Genomic DNA, 25,936 nt, shown 5'->3' on the forward strand with positions numbered 1-25,936 from the left:
ACTTTCGTGATGTTGTGGAGGGCTATCATTCCGGTGTGATCGATCGACTCATTTTGCGAACCTGCAACAGTCCCATTAATGTCAATATCGCATTGAACCAGACCGTGTAGGATACATCATAATGCGCTTGAAATTTGGATCCGAAAAAGCCCTCACGAACGATTTCTAGACCATTGACGGTGGGTAGCAAGAGGGCAAGCGATTGTGCGCTTGTAGGTAGGACATCGACTTGGAATGCAGCTCCAGACAGGGGCACCAGCAGATATTGAGCGGGATGCCAAAGTTTTTCGATAAACTCCAGGTCTTCCGATAGCGCGCCAATGAACATTGCTAGTCCGACTCCGAACCAAGCTAGCAGTATCCAACCAAATATCACTTCCGCAACATTTTCTGGCCAGGTTATGCTGCCAGAAAAAAATGCAAAGATGAAACATAGGGCAATAAAAGCTGTCGTAGCACCGACTATCTCTAGAATGAGGCGCGAGAAATATATATCAATCGGCTTGATGTTCCTATGATACATTAGTGAGAGGTTTGGTAGCATTGAGCCAATGCAGCGAAACGTCATATTACGCCAAAGCAGGATACTTGAATAGCCTGTTATGGCAAAAGCAACGATCGGTAGGTTAGAGCCATGCACAGCCTTGAGGGCAGTCCAGATCGCCGCAACCCCCGCAGTGAATAGCATCGGTTCCACGAACAGCCACAGAAAGCCAATATTGTGCCGGCCATATCGGGTCAGCACCTCGCGCATAAGCAAGGCATAAAGCACCCGCCCCTGAACACGCATGGAGCTGGTCAGAACGCTCACTCCATATGATCCTTGAAACTGGCTAGCAGCATCGACAATATACCCCAGATTATGAGGCCCATCGCCAAGGTTGAAAAGATTCCGCGCAGTCGATGAGGCAGTGCGGCATCATCAGGCAAACTGGGCTGAACGATACGTTCGACATATGCCTGTTTACGTAAGGTATCGAGCCTCGCTTCTTCAAGCGCGGTCAGCGTCGCCGCCAATTGTTTCTGAGCAAACTGATCATCGAACAAGCGGCGCTGATATTCCGCCGCTGCATTGGACAAGGATTTTTTCCCGCCGGCCGCCCGCTGCATTTCTTCCGCAATCGCATTTTCGAGACCGTCTACACGTCCCTCGAGCGGAGCGATTTCTGAACTTGCCGGTGCGAGCGCTCGCAATTGTTGTAATTGAATGCGTGAGGCAATCAACTCGTCCTGTAGCTTGGAAACCATTTGGATCTGGCTAACCGCCTGCTTTTCGGGATCCACGATGCCCGCTCTGTCACGATATTCGGCCAGAGCGCTTGCTGCGTGCCTTGCCTCGGAGCGCGAGCGATCAACTTCCTTTTGCGCAACATCGAGTAGATCATTCCGCGCTCGCCCGTTCAGCCTGTTCACCAAGCCTTCAGCTTGCTCCAGAAGCTTCTCATTAAAACGGCGCGCATCCTGAGGATCGAATGCCTTGACGCTCAGCCTGCTGATTGACGTAGAATTTTCATACTGTATTTCGACTTTTTTATTGAAATACTCATACAAAGATTCAAACGAATTATCCCATCCAAACGGGTTGAACCGATTGAATAGAGATATATTCGAATCCCCATACGAACGCGCAACATTGCTGTTGCGATTAAGTTCGCGCAGAGCATCTCGTGATAAAAGATAATCATTGGCTGCATGAATTTCATCGCCACTTGAAAACCCTGAATTCTTCAGCAACGTACCAAATGGATTAGTTTCAGGCTTACTTGGACTGCGTACGATGAATCGTGACTCTGACACATAAATGTCGTTTGCAAATATACCAAAGTAAAATATGGAAAATAAAAACGGCAAAGTTACGCACAAGTGAAACAATCGACCCATGCCAATAGCATTTTTCAGAACTGACTTCAATTTGCCTTGCATGTAACCGTCTTTTCATGTTCAAGAATTAATTTACTTATACAAAGTATATCCTATATTGCAAGTAATTTCACCAGTTGTGAAATTCTTCCAATATGTCTTGTAGAATATCGGAGAAGCATCAGAGCCCAGCAGCTTGAATTGTTACAATCGGATATATTGCTGCCCCGATGATGTTAACGAATTTCTGGACATCGCTAATCGGTGCATTGGTGACGTATACCATGTCGTGATTTTGCATCTTAAACCGCTGCGCAGCAAAAAATGATACCGGATCGCGCAAATTGATCCGATAAATTACTGGGATCTTCCCATCAGGGTTGACCGGAATATTATGCCCAGCATCGCCCAGAGCCGCAGGATCTTCCAAGCGAAATATAAAGACACCACGCGGATTGGCGCGATCATCACGCAATCCGCCCATGCGTCCAAGCGCCTGGGCCAACGTGATGCCCCGCGCCTCGAATTCGATTTCGTCGTTCCGTCCTGTTGCGCCAAGAACCGTAAAGCTGGCAGACTTGTAGGAAATGGTCACGACATCGCCTGGACGAAGATATATATTCTGGTTAGGCTGTGCTATCAGATCATTCAGGGCCATGGTCGCGTGACGTGAGCCGCGCGTCAATTCAAGACTGACCTTGTCAACAGGCTGCTTGCTTCCTCCGGCTGCTGCCAGCGCGTCCAGCAGGCGTTCCCCCTTAAAGGTCAACGGCATCCGAGTGGTGGCCGCCACTTCGCCAACGACCGTTACCGCTGAGGCGGCGTCTTTGGAAATATTAACCACAACCTGTGGATCGTGCGCCTTGCCACGAAGACGAGAGACGATCTGAGCAGCGACTTCCCTTGGGGAGCGCCCTATCACATTAATGCGCCCGGCAAAGGGAACATCCACCTGCCCCGCGTCGTCAACCATTAGTTCTGGAAAGCTGGTACCGCGCTGACCATTGCCTATCTGCATGGTGTTGCCGGTTAGTTGAGGCGAGCCGAACAAAAGCGCCGGAGGTGCTTCAAACAGGGTGATCTGCAAATTATCGCCGGACCCAATCAATGCGCCGTAGGGCTGACCCAGGCCAAATTTTTCGGCAAATCCGGCGGCCTTATAGGCTTCGCTCACCTGACGCGCGATGCCATCCGTCACTTCGATCAACAAAGCGCTCTGACTCGCATCTGTAGTGCGTTTGATCTGGCCCAGCGAAGGACCGTCACGGCTGACAAAAGAAGAATTAGCGCAGCCCGACAACAGTCCCATGACAAGAATCATGGCCATTTTGCTGGACCGCGCAACGCTCAAAGATCGCCTAGTGCGTCTTTCTCTAATCGCTGTGGTTATCAATGCGATCGAACTCCAATGGCGTAGCCCGAGCGCCTTAGCTCAGCCCCCTAGGCAACACAAGCTTGGCCTCCCCTCTGTAATCTGGTGTTGGTTTGGGGACCGCCAGAAGCAAGTTGGGAAAGCTGCGCACCAGAGTGCAGCGCTTGTGATAAAGAACTTTCGGCGAAGGCCTCGCCTTGATGAGCCTGGCAGCAAGGGGAGGACGAATATAGATTTGCTGATCCAGTTCACCACCAATGCCGGAATAGGTTTCAACGGGGGATGAAAGTCAGCTAAGGGGCCGATGACCATGACAACAGCAGGTAATGAGTTGGCCGACAATCTTTGTCTTATGCGCTGTCTGATGTCTCCGGACCTCGCTCAACCCTCCCTGCTAAAGGGATGGAGCGCTGAGGAGGGCGCATTATATTGTGGCGAAGGCGCCCAGCGCCTGGGCGGCTTGTTCGACGCCTTTTTCGAGAGCTACTGGCGAGAGTTTTCCTCTTTGCGCCAGGTGGAATGGCGTGGCACGCTATATGGGGCTGCCCGTGTTACCCTCTTGCGGCGCGATGCGGAGAGCCGCGACGAACAAGTCTTGGCCCAATGGTGCGGACATGGTGGCGACGAAGGGGCACTTGTTGTCCTGTCAGTTCCCTTGGCCGAAGCTGGCGAAAGTAGCCTGCAAATCGAAATCGACGACGCTCGGGGTGCAACTTTGAGGGCCATGGGTTGGTGTGCGCCGGTTCCACCGCCGCGTCAGGTCCGACTTGGATTGGTGATAACGACCTATGAGCGAGAAGCTTTTCTTCGAGAAAATCTGAAGAAATTGGCCGGTCAACTCTCCGATCATGAACTATTGATCGTCAATCATGGCGCTCCGGGTCTAGGCGAACGTTTGTCGGACGCCGCGCCTTCTCACATGCCGGTACGCTTCATTGATCAGGAAAATCGCGGGGGCGCCGGCGGATTTACGCGCGGAATGTTGGAGCATTATTGCGCCGAACGGGCCAGCCACATAATATTGATGGATGACGATATCGATCTACCAACAGATATCGTGCCGCGCATGGCGGCGATACTGGCTTGGAGCGACAAACCATTCTGCGTGGGCGGCGCCATGTTTGACTATCACGCCCGCTCCCATCTTTTTTCAGCTGGCGATTATTTGCAGCCAGGCGGTTTTGGCATCCATCATGTCGCGCCCAAAGGGGGCTGCGATGTCGCCGACGCGACCGGCGTCGATTTCCTCGCCCGCATCCACAAACCGGATTTCAATGGCTGGTGGTGCTTTGCACTCCCCCTGGAGGCCCTCGACATTGTTGGCTTGCCCATGCCGTGTTTCATTCGTGGCGATGATGTCGAATATGGCTATCGCCTGAAACGAGCAGGCCTGCCGACAGTGGGTTGGCCAGGAATAGCGGTATGGCACCTGCCCTTTGCTGCGAAATCGGCAGCATGGCACATGTTCTATGATCGCAGGAACAGCTTGTTCGCCAACGCCATTCACCGTCGCGTGGGGCGATCCGCAGCAATTCGCAAACTGCTAGCCGGCTTCTATCATCATCTGCTACGTTATGATTATGATCGCGTGCGGGCAATGACGCTTGGCATTTGTGCGTTCAACGCCGGTCCTGCGGCCATGGCGGCTTGGACCTATCGCGAACATAATGCTCTGCTGGCCGATACGCGTCGTCATGGCGACGCCGCGCTCGCTTCGATAGGAACTGTGCATTCGATGGCCGAGCCGAGGCGTCTACATGGGTTGCGTCGATCCCTGACGATGAAAGGGCGCCTGCTTGCCGATCTGCTTTTGCCTCGGCGAAAGACGGCGGCGCTGAGCCTTCCGCCTGATACAGTCTGGCGGCCTGATTATGTCAGCCGTCCTTCCTTTGTCGTGGAACATGACAAAGACGGCAACATACGTGGCGCTTTTCGATACGATCGGTGGGCTACTTGGCGGGCGCTGTGGCTATGCGCATGCGCGCTGACGGGAATGATGCGATATTTTGCCCAGCCCGTTCCTCTGGCGCATGTCCCGAAATTACGTTGATTGTGGAAGGATCCATGTCGTTTGCCTGAAGCAAATGATCGCGATATTTGAGATGATCAAGCGAGCCGAAGGAGGAAAAACTCCCTCGTGATTCAGCATCACAGAGGTTGGTATAAATCGCAGAACCATCATTGCATAGGGTCATGAGATATGATCTAGGCAACCCCTTCTGAGTTCTGAAGGGGCGTGATGAAACCGAATCCGATCCGCAAAGCCGTCTTCCCCGTGGCGGGTCTCGGCACACGCTTCTTGCCTGCGACCAAGTCGGTGCCCAAGGAGCTGCTGCCGGTCGTTGACCGCCCGCTCATCCAATATGCGGTGGACGAGGCGCGGGAAGCTGGCATCGAACAGATGATCTTCGTCACTGGCCGCGGCAAAGGGGCGATCGAGGACTATTTCGACATGGCTTATGAGACCGAAGCCACACAGCGGGAGCGGGGCAAGGACCTGTCCGCGCTGGACGGCACCCGTCTGGCGCCGGGCAATGCCGTGTTCCTGCGCCAGCAGGAGCCGCTGGGCCTGGGCCATGCGATCTGGTGCGCGCGCGATATTGTCGGCGACGAGCCCTTTGCCATCCTGCTGCCCGACGAGTTCATGAAGGGCAAGCCGGGACGCGGCTGCCTAAAGCAGATGGTCGAAGCCTATGACAAGGTTAGCGGCAATCTGGTCTGCGCGCTCGAAGTGCCGATGGCGGAGACGCCAAGCTATGGCGTGATCGATCCGGGGTCGCGCGACGGTGCGCTGACCGAGGTCAAGGGGTTGGTGGAAAAGCCGACTCCGGGCACTGCGCCCTCCAACCTGATCCTGCCGGGCCGCTATATCTTGCAGCCCGAGGTCATGAAGATACTGGAAACGCAGGAAAAGGGTGCGGGCGGCGAGATCCAGCTGACCGACGCCATGGCGTCACTGATCGGCAAGCAGCCTTTCCACGGCGTGACCTTCGATGGCCGCCGCTTCGACTGCGGCTCCAAGGCGGGCTATATCGAGGCCAATCTGGTGCTGGCACTGGAGCGCGAGGACTTGAGCGAACAGGTCCGCCGCTTCGCTCTGGCCGAACTGGGCTTCAGCGAGGTCGCGGCTACAGCTTGATAATTGAACTGCTATCGTTAGGTGGGGTGGATGAATTAGTTAACGTTGTGGAGGCGCATGCAGGTGGAATCGATCATCACCGACTCGCCGTTGAAGCCGACGGAATCCGTCAGTCCTAGCTTATCAATCGACCCTCGCATGTGATCGGAGCTCACGCTTGGCGTAGCGCTGGGCCATCCTAAGCGACTTCCAGCCACCCATATGCATGATGGTGATGAGATCGATGCCGGTCATCACACAGTGCGACGCCCAATGATGGAGCCAGTCATAGATAGTGAAGTCGTCGATCCCGGTCCGCTTGCAGGCCATCTTGTGCTGGTTCTTGAGGGGATTGCCGCCTGGCATCGGTGTAAGCCGGGTGTCCTGGCCGTCAGGCGCATGGTCGGTAACGTAGGTCGTAAGGTAGGTCCGCCGGAATTGCCCCCATGCCTGCTTGGGTTCCTGTAGCGACAGCTCGCCGATCCGTTCATTGAGCTTGCCGATCCGCAATATGTCGGGCAGGGCGGTCGAAGGCGTCGGCGATAATTCCCTGCGCGACCAAACATCAGCTGATGCCGCAGCTTGGTCTCATATTCGGCCATCAGGTGTGACGCAGCATCCGCGTCACTCGTTCTTGAACTGAACTCTTTGACGTCGATGCGCTTATCGCCGAGCGTGACTGAGCTTTGGATATAGTAAATGCCGTTCTTCCCACGGTGGCGAAGGGAGAGTACGTGATCTTTTCCAATAACATCTGATATTGTCGCTCCGTCGCACGCACCTTGCCGCTCGCGCGGACGTAGGGAACGCCATGTTTCTCGAAGGTACGTCGCATCCATTTGGCGGGATCGGCACTGGTCAAGTTGAGCCGTGTCAGTATGTCGCGCGGGGTGAGGAGGGACTCGCCGGAAGCGGTAGTGGATGCGCGAGGCGACGATCTGCCTCCGTCGGAAGCGGAGATGGTGGCGCCGTGAGGTTCAGGGGATGCCATCGGCATCACGCCAGTGTGTTGCGCCTCATGAGGGGCTGCCGCATCGGGCGGGCGGACGGCCGCCTTCGCAGGTTCTTTTATCGACACGACGAAGCAAACCATTTAGCTGTAGCGGGCGGTGCAACTCGGCCACCCTGCGGCACGAGCAGGATGCCGCCCGTCACCGTGTCGTAGACGTTCTGTGTCACCTGCGCTATCACCATCCCCGGCAGGTCGGAATTGAGGCCGGTGATGAGGCTTGCCGCGATCACGCTGCCCGCAAGCAGGCTGTTGCGTGATATCGGCGCGGCCAGCCGCCCGGAATTGAGGTCGCCATCCGTATCCCGCGTCGAAGCGAATTGCTCCTTGCGCGTGCCGGCGGCCGTCGAATTGGCGGCTGGGACTCCGGACATGGCCACGGTTGCGTCGGACGAGGCTGGCGTCGCGGCACCGCGGCCGGACGTGGTCTGTGCCATGAGCCCCGACTCCCGCGCCGCCTTGATGTCGGCGAGCCGCTGTTGCCGCGCCGCTGCCGCTGTATCGACCTGCGTGGGGGCGACAGCCGCTTCGGTCCGTTCTTGGGCACGCAGGATTGGACGCCCTAGATCGCCGGGTAGCCGCCGCGTCGTGGGCTGGGCGGTCAGCGACAGGATGAAGAAGGATCTGGCGATCCGAGCGCTGGATATGGCTGTACGCCTGCGCCAGCCACCTGAGGGCTGCCTTTTCCATTCGGATCGCGGCAGCCAATATTGCTCCTATGATTATCAGAAGAAGCTGCAGGCCTATGGCCTGCGTCCATCAATGAGCGGCAAGGGCAACTGCTACGACAACTCCGCCGTCGAGACCTTCTTCAAATCCCTGAAGGCGGAAATGATCTGGCGGCAGAACTGGCCAACCCGGCGACAGGCGGAAGCTGCCATCTTCCAGTACATCAACGGCTTCTACAACTCCCGGCGACGCCATTCATTTCTGGGCGGCATCAGCCCGCTCGCGTTCGAGGCCAAGGTGGCATAATGAGATAAGTGACCGGCACAAAACCGTTACATCTGTGGACGCCCCTTCGGACGCAAGCGGAAAATTGGGTTCGGCGCGTAGTCGGATGCTGCCATCTGTCCGGCCTCATTATGCAGGATGTACTGCGGGCCTGTATGGGAGTCCGCGGGTCAAATCCAAATCAAGTCCGCGTGCTTTGTGCACATTGTAACGGTCTGGTTTTTTGACCCCGTCTCGCCGACTGTTGTGCCATACCCTCCTTCGACCGACTGCGTCTTCCGACGACCTCTTGTGACTTTGGCGGCGCTATACCGCCATTATCACCGGAGCTTTGTAATCCTCTTCCTTCATGAGCAGTGCCCAAACGATCCGCGCTGTCTTATTCGCCTGGGCCACGGTCACCAGCATACGCGGCTTTCGAGCCAGCATTCGAGCAAGCCACGAACCTTCAGTCGCACCTCGTTTGCTGGCCTGACGCACAACAGCACTGCTGCCAATGATCAGCAATCGCCGCAGTGTGCGCTCGCCCATCTTGGACGTCCGCCCCAGCTTGGTTTTTCCGCCTGTAGATTTCTGCAGGGGCGTAAGGCCAAGCCAGGCGGCAAAGTCACGCCCCCGTTTGAATGTCGCTGCAGCAGGTGCGAGTGCTGCGATCGCTGTCGCAGCTATCGGTCCAACGCCGGGGATGGTCATCAGCCGACGAGCGACTTCATCTTCGCGGGCTCGCCATCAGGCACAGGCCGGTCCCGTCCCACCAGATCAGCTTGACCCGGTCAGCACGCTTGGCCCGGAAGACGTAGATCACGCCGGAAAAGGCATCGCCGCCATATTGCGCGCTCACCAATCCGGCCAAGGCGTCCGGCCCTTTGCGAAAATCCACAGGGCGGGTCGCTACCATCACGCGGGCACCAACTCCTGGTCCGATCATCGCGTCGCCCTAAGGGCTTCGATCACTACGGTGATGATGCTCGCATCGGCACCGCGGCCGATCTTCACCGCTACGCCGTCTATCTCCAGCTCGACTGCGCTGTTCTTTGCACGCGCCTGCTTCCGCGGGCGCATCGCCGGAGCCGGTCCGCTCGACGGCGGCTCCTCGATAATCGCGGGGACGAACGCGGGCGCCATCGTGGGGGCGACTGGCAGCGCAACGCCGCGGGCTTCCATCTGCTTGCGCAGCTGCCGCCGCCAGGTGAACAGCTGCGATGGGCTAAGGCCGTGTCGACGGGCAACCGCGCAGACCGTCTCCTGCTTGGAATAGCTCTCTGCGATAATCGCGGCCTTCACCTCTCGCGGCCAGTCGCGCCGATTGCCCGCGCCGGTAAAAACCTCGAACCGCTGAACCCCGCTAATGCCAGTATCGTCACATGGCATTGTCATAGCACCAGCATCCTCCGTCCTGATCAGGACGCGCAGAATCAAGGCTACCCTTTACGCCCGCAAGGTGGGGCCCCGGCCCCGTTTACATTGATGGCGCACGTCGCACAGGGAGAATTCCATGGTTCCTGTGCGATGGCACGGGTGACATGCTGGCTACTGATCGGCTTGTGACTGACATCGAATAGCGCGGCTCCTAAGGTCTGAGTACACGGTCGAAGCCGATCCGAGCTTTGCGGCCCGCAATGCAGCCATCCCTCTCAGCCACGATTGCTACCTGCGCTTTCAAGCGTGACGCAGTCAATGGATCACAAGTCGCCAAAATCACGTTGGAAGGTATGGAAATCAGGCCACGTAGGTCGCCCGCCTGCTGCACCACGCGTTTCTTTTCGCGAGCGACCATCATATAATATCGTAACTCGGGCGCGTAATGGTGATCGTCTGGTATTTGCCAGCCAGGTTCTATCGCTAATATTGGCGCGCGTTGATTAGAAAGTGCATCCAGAAGGATGCCGTAGCGCGTACGCGGATAATGTTCACGCTCGAACAGCAAAGTCCGATCGACATCGAACGCCTTTGCCACACCAAATATAAGAAGCAATGTCGGCACTATGACGACCACCCATAGTCCGTACCGCGGGAGCGTTCCGGAACTCACGCGTGCGCGAAAATGGATAAAGGCGGCGTGGAAGGCCAGCGCGCTCGCGATTGCTACGAAAGGATAGGCTGCAAGATAATAATGGCTGAGCTTTGTGCTCGTCATCATAAGAACGACAAGTTGCGCGAAAGCGATACAGCAGGAAAAAATCAGTGCAAGGCGTACGCGTCCCCGCGTGATTGGCAGTGTGAAGGGGGACAGCAATGCCGCCAATCCCAAGCTGAACAGCCCACCGAAAAACGTGTTGTCGACATAATACCAGGGCGGTCCGGCATGATTGTCCAAAGCCTCTTTGAAGCGGCCGCTGACATCATTATAAATCATGGCTTCCAGATAACCCGGAGCTGCTCTTTCACGTAGGATCAAAAATAACAGAATAGGGGCGATGCCGAGGAGCGCACCAACGAGGTAATGCGCATTCTTGAATACTCTATGAGAGCGACGGGCGATCAAGAGGTAGAGCAAAAAACCGGCACCGGGAATCGCACCAGCCACGCCCTTGGTCATGAGCGCGCCCGCCCCCATCAGGCCGGCGAGCAGCAGCCAAGTTCTTGGGGGATGCGAACGGTGCATCGCGAAGAACAGCAACATCAGATAGCCGGTCGTGAAGAAGGTTAGCAAAGCGTCATAATCGGCCGTTCGCGCGCCATGTTCGCCGAAAAAACTTATGCTTGTTGCAAGTGCGATGCCGCCAAAGGCAGCGATCGCGGCCGATCGCGTGATCCGATGCAAAAACAGCATGACCAGCAAAACCGTCCCGACTGCGCTGAGGAAAGAAGGGAGTCGAAGTGCGAACTCGGTTGGCCCAAGTAATTCCATGCTTCCCGTCATGAGCCAGACGAGCAGCGGCGGCTTGGTATTCCAAAGATCTTGATGAAAGTCGTACGTCGTCACAAGCCCGATGCCGCTGAGGCGCATCTCCATGGCGCTGATAATTATCCGTCCTTCATCCCAAATTAGGATCGGAACCGGCCTGCCAATGAAGTAAAATAATATAGCGAATGTCGTCACCATCGCTATTATCAGCGGTGCATTCCAGAACCGACCAGCGTTGATCCGGCATTCATTCATTATCCTTGCTCCACGCAAATCTCAGCTAGACCGATTTCCAAGCAATCTGGCTCTATCGCTTGGTCAAAGATTCCATGCCGCTGCCTGCTTCAACAGGCACAAGCCCCCAAGCGTGAAGGACAATGGGACAGCGCAGCCTGTCGGCACAAACTACGCGACGAAGTTCGGGCATTTCGGATCGGCTGATACTGTTTTGTCCGGCGTAAAGCGCCTGTAGACATAGAGCGACCAAGTGGCTTTCGTTTCTCGGTAGTTATTGTTCAGATACGCTCTGAAATCGGCTTGTCGCAAGAAAAACGCCCGCACATCAAAATTACTTGGTTGAAACACGTAGTTGGGGCGTCGTTCGAACAGGATTATCGCTGGCGAAGAGCAGCGTATTTCCAACGCGGCCTGGTTTTGTATCCGCTCCCCTAACAAGCGCAATGCTTTAGGATAGGGGCCAATCACTTCGGCATGCCCGATGGCAGGGATCATCCAATACACCGGAAGGCGCGACTTCCACTGAAGCCCGTGATCCTCGAACGTCGGCCATCCCCACATCGGCTCGCCAGTTAATATGTAAACAGAGCTCCCTCGTGGGACTTTGGAAAGGATCGGGTGTATTTCCTGCCGAAAGAAGTTGAAATACTGTCCGGTCGCGAGAGGCATGAGCAGTGGCAGAATCATCATCAGTGAGCCGATGACAACCGGTATCGGCCGCCGCAAATCCGCCATTTGCATGCGTACTGCGAGAGCCAGAGCGGCGGCCCCTGTCACCGGCACGCTATGATACAGCCATCCTTTGCGTTGCAGAAAATAGGCGAAGGCGAAGCCCAGAGCAACGATGAGCAGTACTGAAACCAGGGGGTTGGCCCGTTTGCCGAAAGCCCTGCCGAACGTCAGGAAAAAGGCCAAAATCAAGGCCCAGATGTAGATCCAGGGGCGGAAAAACATCATGTCCCATGAAGATTCGTAACCATGATAGGCGATGCGGGTCATGGGCACCGCATCGGTCAGGAAGGCAGGAGCGAAAATGAAGACCGCCAATCCATAAGTCAGCGCGCCAACCGCCAGCAGCATTATTTCCGGGCGAAGGATCCGCCACTCCGCGCGATCCCGTGCGAAAAGCCAGATTTCGAGCATGATCGGAACTACTACAAAATAATGTTTCAGGGCAAAGCCATAGGTCGCCATTGCACCCACCAGCAGCGCCAGTGCCGTCGGCACCGCTTTCCCCGTCGAGCGACACACTAGTAATGCTGCATAGGGAAAGGCACAGATCAGCGCTAATTGCTCACGTTGCCCGAAATCGTAGAGCGGCATGATAGTCATTAGCCAGAATGCGAGCAACATCGTCGTCAATCGGAGACGTGGCGAACGAATATCGGCGAGATACGCTGTCAAATAGGTGCTCAAGGCGCCCATTGCGACGATCAACACCACAAGTAGCCGCAAAGGCGCGACGTGAAGCCATTCAGCCATGCGATGGACAGGCACTGCGGACCAGAACCACAGCGGCGGATTAAGTTCCCATATGTCCCGATAAAGCACGGAACCGTTGCTCAACTGACGAGCGACCCAGAACTGCCAGACAACGTCATGCGTTATCGGTATGTCACGCAGCGCGAGCAACGCGACAGCAGCCGCGAGGCAAAGCGCGATTTCAGGCAGATAACGCACCGCCAATCCGGCAAAGCCGGGCCGGTCGCACCTCTGGGCAGCGCCGTGAATCGCCAACATTAAACGGCTTCTCCTGATCTTTCCTTCGACGCGTCCAATTCCTTGCACGCTGTCAGGCCATACCCCAACGGATCATCCAACGACCCCAGCTTCATAGCCATGGTTAGATGCGCCAGAAGGAGAAAGCACAGCGCGATTGGCACCAGCAATAGCAGTAACGGCCAGCGCACAGGCGACCAGCGTGATGGGTGTATCATCCGGACCGCGAGGACAACCATCTTGTTGGCTAAGACGGCGATATCGTTGCCCCCTTTCCTCTATGCTGACGTCCGGGAAGGCACCTAACATTTTGGCAAGCGCATATTTCGAAAATCTATGGAAATCGTGCGGAGCATAATGCACGCGTGCGGAAAAGGGCACCGTCGCGATCAATGTTCCTCCTGGCTTCAGAACGCGCCCTATTTCTGCGATCAGCGCCGCCGGTTCAGGCGAGTGTTCCAGAACTTCTGTGCACAACACTGTGTCGAACGTCGCATCCGGGAATGGGATGTGATAGCCATCAAAGGAGATGATCTCCTCATGCCCCTGCATGCTGAACGCTCCAGCTTGCGGCACGTCGATACCGACATAATCGATATGCTTCGGCAGGAATGTGCGATAGGGCATTTCACCACAGCCTACGTCCAGCAGATTGCCTTTGAGCAGCGCAAGTTTAGGTCCGATGAAAGACCAGATGCTGCCCAGTTGCAAATCGACGACGCAGCGCAGTTTGAACGCGACCCGCGACAAAGGAGACGAACCGAACCGTAAGGGGATAGGCTGGAAATGCTCGGTGACTTCAGCCTGCGGAGAGCTCGGGGGAGAGGCAGCGGTCATGAGGGCCTAAATCCCCAACTCATGAAATTGCCGACATTGGCCGACAGCCTTCGCTGGTCCAGCCGTGATCCGCGCAGCAGACGGGTAATCGGCGCTTTCAACCCATCAGGTATCGGGACCAAACGCAACCAATAGCTTGGCCGATAGCTGTTCCTGAAACTGGCGCCATCAACCGCTTCATAGCCATTATGCTGGAGCAGCCGTCTCGAGCTGGCAGCCGAGAAAAGCTGCATATGTTCGATATCGACGATCGGCGACCGACGCCCCAGCAAGCGGTTGAGCAGCCCCCGGCGATCATGTGTCACGCCGACGAAAACACCGCCCGGCTTCAGCAATCGCCAGGCGGACGCGACGAGGGCACCGGGATCTTGAACATGTTCCAGCGTCATGAAGCAGCAGATCAGATCAAAACTGGCGGGCGCAAAGTCTTTCTCCTCGAAAATCCCTTCGCGGATCCAGGGTTTGCGATGCGCGGGTGCCGCGGCGATTGCCGCGCTGGATGGCTCTACCCCGACCAGCTCAGCGAAACCTGCATTACCTAGCTTGTCGAGGAAAGCCGCAGTGCCCGTCCCGATTTCCAGCGCGGCCCCTCGTCCTTTGAGCTGTGCCAGAACGGGGACAAGTGCGCGTGCATAGGCGTCCGCAGCGTCTTCGGCTTCCTCGGCGCTATCGTAATCAGCCTCATGATAGCTCGCCGCCAGCGCCGCAACGCTCGGCGGACGATCCACATATGCAAGGTCGCATGCCCGGCAACGCACCATGGCGTGGCTCATATATTCCGGCACCTTGCGCGAGGCGAAGCTCGATGCGCTGACCCGGCTCTCGTCGCGAGTATCGGACAGAAAGGGTTCAGCCTCATCAGCTCCCGCCCCACACAGGGGACAGGCACGCAGAGGGGGGGCGGGTTTATTCTTCATACCGCTGGACTAATCCCTCTTTCTTGATCAAATGTTAACCATGTCGGGGGATTTCTTGGGGCATGAAAGAAGCGTCCCTTATCGCGGCCATGCCGCAAGCAACAGAACCGCTGGCGCGGCGCATCCGCGGTCAAACCCTGCGCATGGTGACGCGGGCGAAGGCGTCGCATATCGGATCAGCTCTGTCGATCGCCGACATCATGGCCGTGCTTTACGGGCGCGCTCTGCGGGTAAGCCCTGCCGCTCCCGAGCATAGCGAGCGGGACCGTTTCATCCTCTCCAAAGGCCACGCCTGCGTTGCCGTTTATGCGGCGCTCGCGGAAACAGGCTTTTTCCACCAGGCGCTGCTGGAAACCTATGGCGCGGACGGGTCGATGCTGATGGCCCATATCAGCCACAAGGTGCCGGGCGCGGAATTTTCCACCGGCGCGCTGGGGCACGGCCTTCCCTTCGGCACCGGCAAGGCACTGGCCGCGAAACGGCGGGGACACGCATGGCGAACCGTCGTGCTGACTAGCGATGGCGAATGGGGCGAGGGCAGCAATTGGGAAGCCGCCCTATTCGCGGCGCATCATAGTCTTGATAACCTGGTCTGCATCATCGACTATAACAAGCTTCAGAGCCTGCGAACGGTCGACGAAACCCTGCGCTTGGAACCGCTCCATTCGAAGTTCGAGGCCTTTGGCTGGGCGGTGCGCGAGGTCGATGGGCACGATCATGACGCACTGATCGATGCGCTGGGGGACGCGCCTTGGGAAGTCGGCAAGCCGCTGATGCTGATCGCGCACACGACCAAGGGCAAGGGCGTCAGCTTCATGGAAAATAAGGTGGAGTGGCACTACCGCAATCCCACTCCCGAGCTGCTGCTGGCTGCGCTGGCCGAGATTGAAGGGGAGCAAGCCGATGCGTAACGCCTTCATCGAAGAACTGAGCACGCTCGCCGAAGCCCATGACAATATCGCGCTGGTCGTCGGTGACCTTGGCTACAGCGTGATCGAGGAATTTGCCGATCGCTTCCCCGACCGCTTCATCAATGCCGGGGTGGCAGAGCAGAATATGACCGGGCTCGCCGCCGGGATGGCCAGCGAAGGCTATCATGTCTTCACCTATTCCATCGCCAATTTCCCGACTTTCCGCTGCGCCGAGCAGGTCCGCAACGATGTCGACCATCATCGCTTGCCCGTGACAGTGGTCGCGGTGGGCGGCGGCGTTTCCTATGGCGCGCTCGGCTATTCGCATCATGCCGTCCAGGACTATGCACTGATGCGGTCGATGCCGCACATGACCATCGCTGCTCCTGGCGATCCGCTGGAAACGCGGGCCTGCCTGCGTTGGCTGGTGGCTAATCCGGGGCCTTCCTACCTGCGCCTCGGCAAGGCAGGCGAGCCGCGCTTTCACGAGAACATCCCCGACGTGGCGCCGGGCCGCTGGGTTCCCGTACGCGAGGGCGCCGGTGATGAGGTCATGCTGTCCACCGGGGCGGCGCTGGGAGCGGCGCTTGACCGTGCAGAGGGCCGCGCTGTCTGGTCGCTGCCGCTCTGGAGCATGGCGGCCAAGGCCGATCAGCCCGCGCAACTGGCGCGGCATAGCCGAGTGACGACGCTGGAAGATCATCTCGCCGATGGCGGCTTTGGCTCGTGGCTGACAGAGAGCGTCGCGGGAACGCCAGCTGCTGCGCGGATCGAGCCGATCGCACTGTCACCTGAGATTTGCGACATGGTAGCGGGACAAGCCACGCTCAACAGGATCGGCGGCCTCACCCTTTAACAGCTTCTTTACCACGCCTGTTCATAGGATAGTTCCCATGAAAGCGATCATCCTTGCAGGGGGCCTCGGCACCCGCCTCGCCGAAGAAACCTCGGTCCGACCCAAGCCCATGGTGGAGATCGGCGGCAAGCCGATCCTGTGGCATATCATGAAGATATATGCCCAGCATGGCGTGGACGAGTTCATCGTGTGCCTTGGCTACAAGGGCTACATGATCAAGGAATATTTCTTCAACTACGCGCTCCACATGTCGGACGTGACGATCGACTTGCGGCGCGGCACAACCGACGTGCATCGCAACGCCTGCGAGGATTGGAAAATCTCGCTGATCGATACCGGCGCGGAGACGATGACCGGCGGCCGCCTGCGTCAGGCAATGCAATATCTAGGCGAGGACGAAGATTTTTGCCTGACCTATGGCGACGGTGTCAGCGATCTCAATGTCGGCGCGGCGATCGACTTCCACCGCTCGCATGGCCGCAAGGCAACAGTGACCGCGGTGCGCCCGGCGAGCCGCTATGGCCAGCTCGACCTTGACGGTGATCGGGTCGCCGCCTTTGCGGAAAAGCCGCTTGATGAAGGGGGCTGGATCAATGGCGGCTTCTTTGTCCTCAACCGCTCGGTCGGCAATTATCTGAGCAACAGCGACGCCTGCGTTTGGGAACGCGAGCCGTTGGAGGCACTTGCCGACGATGGCGAACTGCGCTCCTTTTTCCATAACGGTTTCTGGCAGCCGATGGACACGCTGCGCGACCGCCAGATGCTCGAAAGCATGTGGGAACGGCAAGAGGCTCCATGGAAGACCTGGCACTGAAGCGCCACGCTGCGCGGGCGGTGGCGCCGGATCCTGCCTTCTGGGCGGGGCGGCGCGTGCTGCTGACCGGGCATACGGGCTTCAAGGGAAGCTGGTTACTGGTGCTGCTCGATATACTGGGGGCGAAGGTCACGGGGCTGGCGCTGGCACCGGACACGGTGCCGTCGATGTTCGACTGTGTAGGCGGGGCGGCGCTCTGCGACCATCATCTCGCCGACATTGGCGATGCTGCGGCCGTCGAGGCGATCGTCGCCGACGCGCAGCCTGACATCGTTCTGCATCTCGCCGCGCAGCCGCTGGTACGCGCTTCCTACGGCGACCCGCTCGGAACCTATCGCACTAATGTGATGGGCACCGCACATGTGCTCGAAGCCTGCCGCAAGACTGCATCGGTGCGCACGATTGTCTCGGTCACGACCGACAAATGCTATGTCAATGATGGCCGCCTCGAAGGCTATCGCGAGGATGCCCCACTTGGCGGGCATGATCCCTATTCCAACAGCAAGGCCTGTGCTGAGCTGGTAAGCGCCTGCTGGCGCGACAGCTTTCTTGGGACACGGGGCACTGGCGTTGCCACCGCGCGGGCGGGCAATGTCATCGGCGGCGGCGACTGGTCGGCCGATCGACTGGTGCCCGACGCGATCCGCGCCTTTTCCGCTGGCCAAGCGGTGGAAATCCGTAACCCTGAAGCGGTGCGTCCGTGGCAGCATGTGCTGGAGCCGCTGACCGGCTATCTGCTGCTGGCAGAGGCATTGGCCGATGATCCTGCCGGTTTCGCGCGGGGCTGGAATTTCGGTCCTGCGCCCACCGATATGGCGAGCGTGCGTGAAGTGATCGATCTGCTGGCAGGGCATTGGGGTGTGACCCAGGCCTGGGCAAAACAGCCCGGCGAGCATCCGCATGAAGCAGCGATGCTGACGCTCGACTCTTCGGCCGCAGCTGAGGCGTTGAGCTGGCACCCGCGCCTGTCGCTTGATCGGGCGCTGAAGCTCACCGCTAACTGGTATCAGGCGGCCGACAAGCGTGCCGCCACCTATTCCCAAGCAGAGGATTTCCTCGCCATGGCGTCGGCATGAGCCGGATTCTCGTCACCGGGGCGGGCGGTTTTGTCGGGGCGGCCGTTGCCGATCTTGCCGCGCGCGAAGGCCATGTGGTGACGGCGCTGGCGCGCAATCCGGCTTCACCGCGTGTCGTTGCGCTGGCAGGAAGATGTGCTGTCGCTGTGGCCGATCTGGCCGACGGCGAGGCCGTGCGCGCCGCTATTGCGGAGGCCCGCCCCGACATCATCATTCATTCCGCCTGGGAAGGTGTCGGCGGTGCTGCCCGCGCAGGCGACATCCAGCTCGATAATATCCGCACGACCGTCGGGCTGCTTGACGCTGGTATCGCAGCTGGTGCGCGCCGCTTCATCGGCATTGGCAGCCAAGCCGAATATGGTCGGCACGACCGCCGCATCGACGAAAGCGCAGCGACCGAGCCTTTCCTTCTGTATGGCGCCGCTAAGCTGTCTGCGTGCCATCTCACGCGCCAGCGTGCCACAGAAGCCGGGATCGGCTTTGCCTGGCTGCGGCTCTTTTCGCCCTATGGCCCTGGCGACAATCCCAACTGGTTGATCCCATCTGTCGCCGCGCAGATCCTCGCCGGACAGGCGCCTTGCACCAGCCTGGGCACCCAAAAATGGGATTATCTGCACATTGCCGACACCGCGCGGGGCGTACTGGCCGCTGCGCTCACCGACAGTGCGCAGGGCGTCTTCAATCTTTCGAGTGGGCGCGCCGTCACCGTACGATCGATCGTCGAGCGCATCCGCGATCTTGCCTGTCCCGGACTTGAGCTTCGCTTTGGCGATATCCCCTTTGGTCCCAGCCAGATCATGCATTTGGAGGGAGATTGCAGCCGCCTGACCGCCGCGACAGGCTGGAACCCGACCATCGCCATCGAAGATGGGCTTGTCACCGTGGTCGATGCGCTGAGGCTGGCGGCATGATCGCGCCCGCCCTACACCGTCGCTTCATCGGATATCTTGTCGCAGGCGGGATCAACACGCTCTTCGGCTATGGCGCGTACAGTGCGCTGGTGGTGCTGGGCGTAATTCCGCACGTGGCAGTTATCGTTGGAGGTATTGCCGGCGTCCTCTTCAACTTCCTGACGACCAGTGCCGTCTTCCGCTCCCGCGACTGGCGCAAGCTGCCACGTTTCCTCGCCGTTTATGGCGTGATGCTCAGCTTGAACATTCTATCGCTCGAGCTTCTCATGCGCGCAGGGCTCGGCCCCCTGTTGGCGCAGGCAGTCATCCTGCCGATATTCGCCCTCACCTTCCTAGCCATGCGCCGCTTCGTGTTTGCGGCTTCGCCGGAGCAGACCTCATGAAGACCATCTCCATCGTGACGCCCTGCTTCAACGAGGCGGACAATGTAGAGGCATGCCGCGACGCGGTCGCCGCCCTGTTCGCTCCCGGCGCGCCGCTGGAGGTATACGGGCGCGAGCATATCTTCGCCGACAATGACAGCAGCGACGGCACGCAAGACATTCTTCGCACGCTGGCCGACAGCGATCCGTCGATGAAGGTGATCCTCAACGCCCGCAATTATGGGCCGTTCCGCTCCAACTTCAATGCCTTGCGTTCGGCTACGGGCGACGCGGTGGTGGTGTTCCTGCCCGCTGACCTTCAGGACCCGGCGGAGATGATCCCGGAGTTCGTGAGACTGTGGGAAAGCGGCGTGGAGGTGGTCGCGGGCGCGCGCGTTAACCGGCAGGAGAGCGTGGCGCTGCGCAGCTGCCGCGCGATCTTCTACCGCACGGTGCGGAGCCTGAGCGACATCGACATTCCGGTGAATGTCGGCGAATTCCAGCTTCTGGATCGTAAGGTATGGGAAGCGGTCGTCAGCCACGACGATCATTATCCCTATATCCGCGGCATCATCGCTTCGGTCGGCTTTCGCCGCGCCATCGTTCCTTACACCTGGGCCGCACGCCGCTCGGGCATCTCCAAGAATAATCTGCCCAGGTTGATTGATCAGGCCCTGAACGGCATTTTCAGCTTCACCAATGTACCGATGCGCCTGTGCACCTTCGTCGGCGTCGCCATGGCGGCGCTGTGCATTCTCTACGCGCTCGCTTCGATTGGCGTCTATATTGCACGGCCCGAGCTGGCACCCCGTGGCACTATGACGCTGATCGTCGCGCTTTTCTTCCTGTCCGGCGTCCAGCTCGCTTTCATGGGCATACTGGGCGAGTATGTAACGTCCATCCATGCACAGGTCCGCAAACGCCCACTCGTCATCGAGCGCGAGCGGATCAATATGGGCCTCTCAATCAGTTCATGACTTTTGAGTGACGTGACTATCACTGACAGTGTCGGTGCGGACGGCCATTACGTGGCGTGTCTACGTGGCACTGACACATTGGTTTGGCGACACGGCAGTAACCGGCTTGCGCTGTCGTCTCCGGACGACTCCATCTCCATTGAAGGTCTGTCTACGGCGCGCGCACGCTCCGGATTAGAGGGCCGGGAAACTTGCCGGCGCCGCTGCACTTCGGAAGGTGCGTAATCGCATATCCTTGGCGTGTGGGAAAGTGGAGCATGCAGGGTGGCCTGCTCCAAAACTTCCCGGCCCTTGCGAACCGTTGCAATTTAACCTTTCGATGGACCCACTAATGTGCTCCACGCTACGCTATATCAGCGCTGAGCAGCCTGAGCGACTTCCAGTCGGCCATGTTCATGATGTTGATGATCAATACGCGTTACACAATCGGGTGGCCAGTGATGACGCCAATCACGGACGGTGAAATCCTCTATCCCGCGTGCCTACCCGCGTCCGTTCAGTTCCCAGAAGCGGCGATCAACTCGCGCCAACGCCGCTTTTCAATTCGCCGCACATTAGGTTCATCCTTGAGCGTCGCTAGGTAGTCCGCCAGCAGCAGAAGCTCGGCATCGGAATCATCCCCCTCGAAGGGAAGCGGATGAATCGCGTTCCATAGTTCCTGACGGATTTCTCTGGGGTGTCATCGACGATCAGCATCCGTTCCAAACGGATCAGCATCCGTTCCAAACGCCACCCCATCCGCCTTACCTTCTTGAGGGGCTTCAGATAACGGCGGTGATCCCAAGGATCATGGGCATAGCCCTATTCGTCAGGCATGAGCCGCATCAACGTGGCGCGGCTCCGCCCCCAGACGAAACGCAGGGGATAGCCCGTCCCGAAAAGATGTTCGACAACGGCGGTGACATAATCGGCAGAGGCGGACGACCAGACAGCCAGATCGAAATCGGACCGAACGCGGTCAAGGAAGTCGGTGAGATAAGGCCGCCGATAAACATGGTAGCCGAAGACTTGGAAGTCCGCCGGGCGGTCGAGCGCTTCCTGTCTGGCATGAATCATCGTCTCATCCAGATCAAGGATGAGCAAGGGCCTGTCAAGGTCTGGCGCTTCCCTGTCCATTGAAGTTGCGTAGTCGATTTTGACCGTAAGGATATAGACTTACCTCCCAGCGTATGGGTTCGGCCATTCGCAAGGGTGAGATCATGATTACGATCCTCGCTAGAGGGCCGCGTCCCCGTTCGAACTCATTCAGTGGCGGTCAGTCAGGCTAAGTGAGTGGAAGCTCGTCCGAGCACGTCGGCTAAATGTCGGGACCTATTGGATGTGCTGGCGAAACCAATCAGCCATCTCCGCCTCTGACAGTTCGCCGCCAGCGAGGGCGATAAAGGCCACCACCAATTCGGCATCCGTGGCGGTCAACTCGTATCCATTGAGCATGAGGAAAGTTTCGCTCACTACCGCCGCGGTTCTTTTATTGCCGTCCACGAACGGATGGTTTTGAGCGATACCGAACGCATAGGCAGCGGCCAAATCCGCGACATCGGGTTCGCCATAACCCGCCAAGTTTACCGGTCGGGCTATGGCGCTATCAAGCAGGCCCCGGTCGCGAATCCCGTCATCTCCGCCATGCTCCGTCACTTGCTCGGCATGGGCTGCTATAGCCACCACTGCCGTGACCCAAATCCAGTGCAGCATGGACTATTTGGCAAGTTCACGCAGTGCGCGTTTGCGCCGAAGCATCACTTCGCGAGCAGCGGCCATCTGGGTTTCGAAATCCGGGGCAGCTGCACTCAACTCGATGCCTTGGGGAGTCGTCACAAGCGAGAGGGTTTCACCCACTTGGACATTGAGGTGGGCCAGAACATCGCGGGGCAGGATGACACCCGCGCTGTTTCCAATCTTCGTAATTTTAAGAACGCTGTTCATACGCCTGTTATAACAGAAGTAAGTCTGGGGAACAAGGGGCGGCAGATCAGGCATTCTTCCCAGGGCAATGTCATGATCCGCAGCATCTCGCTCCCCTGGCGGTATGCTCAGCTCAATTTGTTAATGGAATCGCGCATGTGGTCCACGCTGACGCTGGAATAGCGCTGGACCATCCGCAGTGATTTCCAGCCGCCCATGTTCATGATGGTGATGAGGTCGATGCCAGCCATCACGCAGTGAGATGCCCAATGGTGGCGCCAGTCATGAACGGTGAAATCCTCGATCCCCGCACGCGTGCAGGCGGTCGCATGCTGGTTCTTGATCGGGTTGCCCCCGGGGATCTTCGCCTTGCGCGTATCCGAATAAGGTTTGCCAAACCGGTTAAGGAAGACATGGCCATTTGTCGGCTGTCCTCGCTTTTCCCATATGGGGCAGAGCACATCGAACACGCGAGAATGCATCGGCACCGATTTGATGACCGCGTTCTTGCTGTGGTTGAGCCGGATGGATCGTTCCTTCATGTCCACTCCATCGACGCCCCATGGAATCTGCAACGCCGTCTGGATCCGCGGTCCCTGGAAAGCCAGCATGGTGATGATCGGCTGGATGTGAGGGGAATAGGCGGCGATCAGCCGATCGCGGTCTTCCTTGCTAAGGAAGCGCACCCGCTCATTGTTGAACGGGATTGCCTTGATCCGCAGCGGCGGAAGATCGTGCAGATCGTAATGGACATTCATCGCCGCCTGAAACACCGAGCGATAGCGGTCCTGACCACCCGGGTCATGGCCGGTAAGGTAAGCGCGGCGAAAATGCTCCCACGCCTGCTTCGGCTCGCGCAAGCTGAAGTCGCCGATGATGCCATTCAGTTTGCCGATGCGCAGGATGTCGGACGCGCAAGGAGGCTTGGCCTTTGTCAGATAGCTCTCGAAGGCATCGGCGATGGTGCCTTGAGCGACGAGCGCAGCGGGACCGAACATGAGCTGGTGGCGCAGCTTCGTTTCATGTTCCGCCATCAGATGGGCCGCCGCATCGCGATCGGTTGTCCTGAGGCTAAACTCCTGGACCTCGATATGCTTGTCGCCAAGCGAAACCGAGCCTCGGATGTAGTAAATGCCTTTCTTTCCACGGGTACGGATTGAGAGCATGTGATCTTTTCCAGTCGCATGTGAATTCGCGCCTCCGCCGCATGGAAATTATCCGCATTCCTGAACGTGGAGCACGCCCTGTTTCGTGAAGGTCTGGCGCATTCCGGTGCCAGCAGGGCGGTGGCCATGCCGGACTTGCACAGAATGTCACGGGACCCGAGGGGCTTGTGTCTGTTTTGGGGGATCGCGGGCTCTATGGGGAGCGGAGGCTGCGTGTCGTCTTTTTCCCGCTGATGAGATTGCCTGCTCGGCCGTGTCACAGCGCCGCTTCGCTGCTGCAAAAAGCGGCTCATGCATGACCGGCGTGACGACCTGTCCTTCGGTCGACGACGGGGCATCATGAGGCTTCGCGAAACCGTGTGGGGGAGGTGCTGGCGAATCGGAACTTCGCTGGGGTCGCCCGGCATTTTTATGCCCAGAATTTGCCCAAAGGGGTACCGATATGCCCAAAATTTGCCCAAAAATGTCTTGGGCACGGAAGGGTTCGCCGCCTTCTTCAGGTAAACAAAAACCCCGCAAAACCTGAGGTTTTACGGGGTTTTCGATGGTGGGCGTGGCAAGGATTGAACTTGCGACCCCTGCGATGTCAACACAGTGCTCTACCACTGAGCTACACGCCCACGGGAGTTGGGCCAATAGCCGGGGGTGGTGGGGTGTGCAAGCGCGAAATTCGCTTAAAAGCTAATTCTCTGGACAGAGGGAGCGCAGCCCATATTGTGCGGGGAAAACAGGGGGCGGCCGGGCGCGCATGAAGGATATCCACAACGCAGCGGGCGGAGCGACGATGCCTCTGCCCTTTTACCGCCAGCTTTACGTGCAGGTACTCGCCGCCATCGCGATCGGGGTCCTGATCGGCCATTTCTTCCCGCAAACGGGCGTTGCGCTCCAGCCGCTCGGCGACGCCTTCATCAAGCTGGTGAAGATGATCATCGCGCCGGTCATCTTCCTCACCATCGTGACCGGCATCGCGGGCATGAAGGAGCTGGGCGCGATCGGGCGGGTGGCGGCAAAGGCATTCGCTTACTTCCTCACCTTTTCCACCCTTGCGCTGATCGTCGGGCTGATCGTCGCCAATGTCGTGCACCCGGGCGCGGGGTTGAACATCGATCCGGCGACGCTCGACGCGGGCAAGGTCGCGGAATATCAGCAGCAGGCGCATGACCGATCGCTCACCGGCTTCCTCATGGACATCATCCCCGCCACGCTGATCTCGGCCGTCGCGGATGGTCACAACATCCTTCAGGTGCTGTTCGTGGCCATATTGTTCGGCATCGCCCTGACCCTGATCGGTGAGAGGGCGGACCCGCTCATGCAGATACTGGAATCCGCCAGCCACGCCATTTTCAAGCTCGTGTCGATCCTGATGAAGGCCGCCCCTGTAGGCGCGCTTGGCGCCATGGCCTTTACCATCGGCAAATATGGCGTGGGCGCACTGGCGAACCTCGCGGAATTGGTCGCGACCTTCTACCTCACATCATTGTTGTTCGTGCTGGTCGTGCTGGGCCTTGTCGCCAAGCTGATCGGCTTCAATATCCTGCACCTGATCCGCTATCTGAAGGCGGAATTGCTGCTCGTCCTCGGCACATCTTCATCGGAAGCCGCACTCCCCAGTCTCATCGAGAAAATGGAGCGGGCAGGGTGCCGCAAGTCCGTGGTCGGGCTGGTGGTGCCGACAGGATACAGCTTCAACCTCGACGGCACGAACATCTACATGACGCTGGCGGCATTGTTCATAGCCCAGGCGACCAACGTCCATTTGAGCATCGGCGACCAGATCCTGCTGCTGCTGGTCGCCATGCTGTCCAGTAAGGGCGCGGCGGGCGTCACGGGCGCGGGCTTCATCACGCTCGCCGCCACGCTCTCGATCGTCCCGTCCGTGCCGGTCGCGGGCATGACCTTGATCCTCGGCGTCGATCGTTTCATGAGCGAATGCCGCAGCCTCACCAACTTCGTTGGCAATGCAGTCGCGACGGTGGTCGTGTCGGCGTGGGAGAGGGGGCTCGACCGCGATCGATTCGCGGCTGCCATGGCAGGAGAAGCACTGCCTCCGACCCCCGACATGGAAGAAGTCGTTCCCGGCTAAGCGGCTT

General features: G+C 58.4%; 25 protein-coding genes, 1 tRNA gene and 2 pseudogenes. 11 read left to right on the plus strand and 17 right to left on the minus strand.

Annotation, left to right across the window (positions count from 1 at the left end; translation table 11 throughout):
* Window positions 1-25: 25 nt before the first annotated feature.
* The 3 genes from AC6JBC_RS04525 to AC6JBC_RS04535 form a co-directional block, all read right to left on the minus strand.
* Window positions 26-811 (minus strand): ABC transporter permease, encoded by a 786-nt coding sequence (locus AC6JBC_RS04525; RefSeq protein ID WP_498025616.1) that lies wholly within the window; start codon window positions 809-811, stop codon window positions 26-28.
* The gene (locus tag AC6JBC_RS04530) at window positions 808-1,923 is read right to left on the minus strand and encodes a KpsE/RkpR family capsule polysaccharide export protein (protein WP_498025617.1); all 1,116 of its coding nucleotides are present in this window, start codon (window positions 1,921-1,923) and stop codon (window positions 808-810) included. Before AC6JBC_RS04530 ends, AC6JBC_RS04525 begins: the two co-directional genes overlap by 4 nt.
* 118 nt (window positions 1,924-2,041) lie before the next feature.
* Entirely contained in the window at window positions 2,042-3,187 is a 1,146-nt protein-coding gene (locus tag AC6JBC_RS04535) for a polysaccharide biosynthesis/export family protein (protein ID WP_498025618.1), read from the minus strand.
* 409 nt (window positions 3,188-3,596) lie between these two features.
* On the opposite strand from AC6JBC_RS04535, the gene AC6JBC_RS04540 reads away from it, so the two are divergent.
* Window positions 3,597-5,282: a glycosyltransferase gene (locus AC6JBC_RS04540; RefSeq protein WP_196224280.1), complete on the plus strand. Its 1,686-nt coding sequence runs from the start codon at window positions 3,597-3,599 to the stop codon at window positions 5,280-5,282.
* 189 nt (window positions 5,283-5,471) lie between these two features.
* Window positions 5,472-6,371 carry a UTP--glucose-1-phosphate uridylyltransferase gene (locus AC6JBC_RS04545; RefSeq protein ID WP_196226579.1) on the plus strand — a complete coding sequence of 300 codons (900 nt, stop codon included), beginning with the start codon at window positions 5,472-5,474 and terminating at the stop codon, window positions 6,369-6,371.
* 123 nt (window positions 6,372-6,494) lie between these two features.
* Here the strand turns inward: AC6JBC_RS04545 and AC6JBC_RS04550 are convergent, their stop codons facing one another.
* Both AC6JBC_RS04550 and AC6JBC_RS04555 read right to left on the minus strand, forming a co-directional pair.
* Complete coding sequence (locus AC6JBC_RS04550; protein WP_498025620.1) at window positions 6,495-6,860, minus strand: hypothetical protein; 366 nt, start codon at window positions 6,858-6,860, stop codon at window positions 6,495-6,497.
* A 558-nt stretch (window positions 6,861-7,418) separates the two neighbouring features.
* Window positions 7,419-7,796, minus strand: coding sequence for a TrbI/VirB10 family protein (locus AC6JBC_RS04555; protein WP_498025621.1), 378 nt, complete (start codon window positions 7,794-7,796; stop codon window positions 7,419-7,421).
* A 139-nt stretch (window positions 7,797-7,935) separates the two neighbouring features.
* Here AC6JBC_RS04555 and AC6JBC_RS04560 point away from each other — a divergent pair.
* Window positions 7,936-8,334 (plus strand): annotated as a pseudogene (locus tag AC6JBC_RS04560) (IS3 family transposase); the annotation flags it as partial.
* Window positions 8,335-8,619: 285 nt separating this feature from the next.
* Here the strand turns inward: AC6JBC_RS04560 and AC6JBC_RS04565 are convergent.
* The 7 genes and pseudogenes from AC6JBC_RS04565 to AC6JBC_RS04595 form a co-directional block, all read right to left on the minus strand.
* Window positions 8,620-9,036 (minus strand): annotated as a pseudogene (locus AC6JBC_RS04565) (transposase); the annotation flags it as partial.
* On the minus strand, window positions 9,023-9,241 hold the full coding sequence (gene tnpB, locus AC6JBC_RS04570; RefSeq protein WP_498025623.1) for an IS66 family insertion sequence element accessory protein TnpB: 219 nt from the start codon (window positions 9,239-9,241) through the stop codon (window positions 9,023-9,025). The gene tnpB and the pseudogene AC6JBC_RS04565, both read right to left, overlap by 14 nt.
* Window positions 9,238-9,690: an IS66-like element accessory protein TnpA gene (gene tnpA / locus AC6JBC_RS04575; protein ID WP_498025624.1), complete on the minus strand. Its 453-nt coding sequence runs from the start codon at window positions 9,688-9,690 to the stop codon at window positions 9,238-9,240. Before tnpA ends, tnpB begins: the two co-directional genes overlap by 4 nt.
* Window positions 9,691-9,883: 193 nt before the next feature.
* Window positions 9,884-11,416 (minus strand): ArnT family glycosyltransferase, encoded by a 1,533-nt coding sequence (locus tag AC6JBC_RS04580; protein ID WP_498025626.1) that lies wholly within the window; start codon window positions 11,414-11,416, stop codon window positions 9,884-9,886.
* Between the two features lie 150 nt (window positions 11,417-11,566).
* Window positions 11,567-13,138 (minus strand): GtrA family protein, encoded by a 1,572-nt coding sequence (locus AC6JBC_RS04585; protein WP_498025628.1) that lies wholly within the window; start codon window positions 13,136-13,138, stop codon window positions 11,567-11,569.
* A gap of 72 nt (window positions 13,139-13,210) precedes the next feature.
* Entirely contained in the window at window positions 13,211-13,954 is a 744-nt protein-coding gene (locus AC6JBC_RS04590) for a class I SAM-dependent methyltransferase (protein WP_498025630.1), read from the minus strand.
* Window positions 13,951-14,871: a class I SAM-dependent methyltransferase gene (locus AC6JBC_RS04595; protein ID WP_498025632.1), complete on the minus strand. Its 921-nt coding sequence runs from the start codon at window positions 14,869-14,871 to the stop codon at window positions 13,951-13,953. Before AC6JBC_RS04595 ends, AC6JBC_RS04590 begins: the two co-directional genes overlap by 4 nt.
* A 62-nt stretch (window positions 14,872-14,933) precedes the next feature.
* Here AC6JBC_RS04595 and AC6JBC_RS04600 point away from each other — a divergent pair, with 62 nt between their 5' ends.
* From AC6JBC_RS04600 to AC6JBC_RS04630, 7 genes are read left to right on the plus strand one after another with little or no spacing between them, the layout of a single operon-like run.
* Entirely contained in the window at window positions 14,934-15,782 is an 849-nt protein-coding gene (locus tag AC6JBC_RS04600) for a transketolase (RefSeq protein WP_498025634.1), read from the plus strand.
* The gene (locus AC6JBC_RS04605) at window positions 15,775-16,638 is read left to right on the plus strand and encodes a transketolase family protein (protein WP_498025635.1); all 864 of its coding nucleotides are present in this window, start codon (window positions 15,775-15,777) and stop codon (window positions 16,636-16,638) included. The genes AC6JBC_RS04600 and AC6JBC_RS04605 overlap by 8 nt, the downstream gene beginning before the upstream one ends.
* A 37-nt stretch (window positions 16,639-16,675) precedes the next feature.
* The gene (gene rfbF, locus AC6JBC_RS04610) at window positions 16,676-17,452 is read left to right on the plus strand and encodes a glucose-1-phosphate cytidylyltransferase (RefSeq protein ID WP_498025637.1); all 777 of its coding nucleotides are present in this window, start codon (window positions 16,676-16,678) and stop codon (window positions 17,450-17,452) included.
* A complete protein-coding gene (rfbG, locus tag AC6JBC_RS04615; protein ID WP_498025638.1) occupies window positions 17,434-18,528 on the plus strand; it encodes a CDP-glucose 4,6-dehydratase in 1,095 nt (364 codons plus the stop codon). Before rfbF ends, rfbG begins: the two co-directional genes overlap by 19 nt.
* On the plus strand, window positions 18,525-19,439 hold the full coding sequence (locus AC6JBC_RS04620) for an NAD-dependent epimerase/dehydratase family protein (RefSeq protein WP_498025639.1): 915 nt from the start codon (window positions 18,525-18,527) through the stop codon (window positions 19,437-19,439). The genes rfbG and AC6JBC_RS04620 overlap by 4 nt, the downstream gene beginning before the upstream one ends.
* Entirely contained in the window at window positions 19,436-19,822 is a 387-nt protein-coding gene (locus AC6JBC_RS04625) for a GtrA family protein (protein WP_498025640.1), read from the plus strand. Before AC6JBC_RS04620 ends, AC6JBC_RS04625 begins: the two co-directional genes overlap by 4 nt.
* Window positions 19,819-20,778, plus strand: coding sequence for a glycosyltransferase family 2 protein (locus AC6JBC_RS04630; RefSeq protein ID WP_498025641.1), 960 nt, complete (start codon window positions 19,819-19,821; stop codon window positions 20,776-20,778). The genes AC6JBC_RS04625 and AC6JBC_RS04630 overlap by 4 nt, the downstream gene beginning before the upstream one ends.
* Before the next feature lie 801 nt (window positions 20,779-21,579).
* On the opposite strand, the gene AC6JBC_RS04635 is transcribed toward AC6JBC_RS04630, so the two are convergent.
* From AC6JBC_RS04635 to AC6JBC_RS04655, 5 genes are all read right to left on the minus strand, one after another.
* A complete protein-coding gene (locus AC6JBC_RS04635; RefSeq protein ID WP_498025643.1) occupies window positions 21,580-21,861 on the minus strand; it encodes an NIF family HAD-type phosphatase in 282 nt (93 codons plus the stop codon).
* A gap of 228 nt (window positions 21,862-22,089) precedes the next feature.
* Window positions 22,090-22,470, minus strand: coding sequence for a type II toxin-antitoxin system death-on-curing family toxin (locus tag AC6JBC_RS04640; RefSeq protein ID WP_498025645.1), 381 nt, complete (start codon window positions 22,468-22,470; stop codon window positions 22,090-22,092).
* Window positions 22,471-22,473: 3 nt separating this feature from the next.
* The gene (locus AC6JBC_RS04645) at window positions 22,474-22,701 is read right to left on the minus strand and encodes an AbrB/MazE/SpoVT family DNA-binding domain-containing protein (protein ID WP_498025999.1); all 228 of its coding nucleotides are present in this window, start codon (window positions 22,699-22,701) and stop codon (window positions 22,474-22,476) included.
* A gap of 107 nt (window positions 22,702-22,808) precedes the next feature.
* Window positions 22,809-23,846 (minus strand): tyrosine-type recombinase/integrase, encoded by a 1,038-nt coding sequence (locus AC6JBC_RS04650; RefSeq protein ID WP_498025647.1) that lies wholly within the window; start codon window positions 23,844-23,846, stop codon window positions 22,809-22,811.
* Window positions 23,847-24,391: 545 nt separating this feature from the next.
* Window positions 24,392-24,466: transfer RNA gene (locus tag AC6JBC_RS04655), tRNA-Val, on the minus strand.
* Between the two features lie 128 nt (window positions 24,467-24,594).
* Here AC6JBC_RS04655 and AC6JBC_RS04660 point away from each other — a divergent pair.
* Window positions 24,595-25,929, plus strand: a complete 1,335-nt coding sequence (locus AC6JBC_RS04660; RefSeq protein WP_498025649.1) for a dicarboxylate/amino acid:cation symporter — start codon at window positions 24,595-24,597, stop codon at window positions 25,927-25,929.
* Window positions 25,930-25,936: the final 7 nt, after the last annotated feature.

This window comes from Sphingobium sp. RC1, assembly GCF_059738765.1.

Bases quoted from the DNA above. Each gene is read 5' to 3' on its own strand.
- AC6JBC_RS04530 (WP_498025617.1), bottom strand. From the start codon at position 1,923: ATGCAAGGCAAATTGAAGTCAGTTCTGAAAAATGCTATTGGCATGGGT.
- AC6JBC_RS04535 (WP_498025618.1), bottom strand. From the start codon at position 3,187: ATGGCCATGATTCTTGTCATGGGACTGTTGTCGGGCTGCGCTAATTCT.
- AC6JBC_RS04540 (WP_196224280.1), top strand. From the start codon at position 3,597: ATGTCTCCGGACCTCGCTCAACCCTCCCTGCTAAAGGGATGGAGCGCT.
- AC6JBC_RS04545 (WP_196226579.1), top strand. From the start codon at position 5,472: ATGAAACCGAATCCGATCCGCAAAGCCGTCTTCCCCGTGGCGGGTCTC.
- AC6JBC_RS04555 (WP_498025621.1), bottom strand. From the start codon at position 7,796: ATGGCACAGACCACGTCCGGCCGCGGTGCCGCGACGCCAGCCTCGTCC.
- tnpB (WP_498025623.1), bottom strand. From the start codon at position 9,241: ATGATCGGACCAGGAGTTGGTGCCCGCGTGATGGTAGCGACCCGCCCT.
- tnpA (WP_498025624.1), bottom strand. From the start codon at position 9,690: ATGACAATGCCATGTGACGATACTGGCATTAGCGGGGTTCAGCGGTTC.
- AC6JBC_RS04580 (WP_498025626.1), bottom strand. From the start codon at position 11,416: ATGAATGAATGCCGGATCAACGCTGGTCGGTTCTGGAATGCACCGCTG.
- AC6JBC_RS04585 (WP_498025628.1), bottom strand. From the start codon at position 13,138: ATGTTGGCGATTCACGGCGCTGCCCAGAGGTGCGACCGGCCCGGCTTT.
- AC6JBC_RS04590 (WP_498025630.1), bottom strand. From the start codon at position 13,954: ATGACCGCTGCCTCTCCCCCGAGCTCTCCGCAGGCTGAAGTCACCGAG.
- AC6JBC_RS04595 (WP_498025632.1), bottom strand. From the start codon at position 14,871: ATGAAGAATAAACCCGCCCCCCCTCTGCGTGCCTGTCCCCTGTGTGGG.
- AC6JBC_RS04600 (WP_498025634.1), top strand. From the start codon at position 14,934: ATGAAAGAAGCGTCCCTTATCGCGGCCATGCCGCAAGCAACAGAACCG.
- AC6JBC_RS04605 (WP_498025635.1), top strand. From the start codon at position 15,775: ATGCGTAACGCCTTCATCGAAGAACTGAGCACGCTCGCCGAAGCCCAT.
- rfbF (WP_498025637.1), top strand. From the start codon at position 16,676: ATGAAAGCGATCATCCTTGCAGGGGGCCTCGGCACCCGCCTCGCCGAA.
- rfbG (WP_498025638.1), top strand. From the start codon at position 17,434: ATGGAAGACCTGGCACTGAAGCGCCACGCTGCGCGGGCGGTGGCGCCG.
- AC6JBC_RS04620 (WP_498025639.1), top strand. From the start codon at position 18,525: ATGAGCCGGATTCTCGTCACCGGGGCGGGCGGTTTTGTCGGGGCGGCC.
- AC6JBC_RS04625 (WP_498025640.1), top strand. From the start codon at position 19,436: ATGATCGCGCCCGCCCTACACCGTCGCTTCATCGGATATCTTGTCGCA.
- AC6JBC_RS04630 (WP_498025641.1), top strand. From the start codon at position 19,819: ATGAAGACCATCTCCATCGTGACGCCCTGCTTCAACGAGGCGGACAAT.
- AC6JBC_RS04640 (WP_498025645.1), bottom strand. From the start codon at position 22,470: ATGCTGCACTGGATTTGGGTCACGGCAGTGGTGGCTATAGCAGCCCAT.
- AC6JBC_RS04645 (WP_498025999.1), bottom strand. From the start codon at position 22,701: ATGAACAGCGTTCTTAAAATTACGAAGATTGGAAACAGCGCGGGTGTC.
- AC6JBC_RS04650 (WP_498025647.1), bottom strand. From the start codon at position 23,846: ATGCTCTCAATCCGTACCCGTGGAAAGAAAGGCATTTACTACATCCGA.
- AC6JBC_RS04660 (WP_498025649.1), top strand. From the start codon at position 24,595: ATGAAGGATATCCACAACGCAGCGGGCGGAGCGACGATGCCTCTGCCC.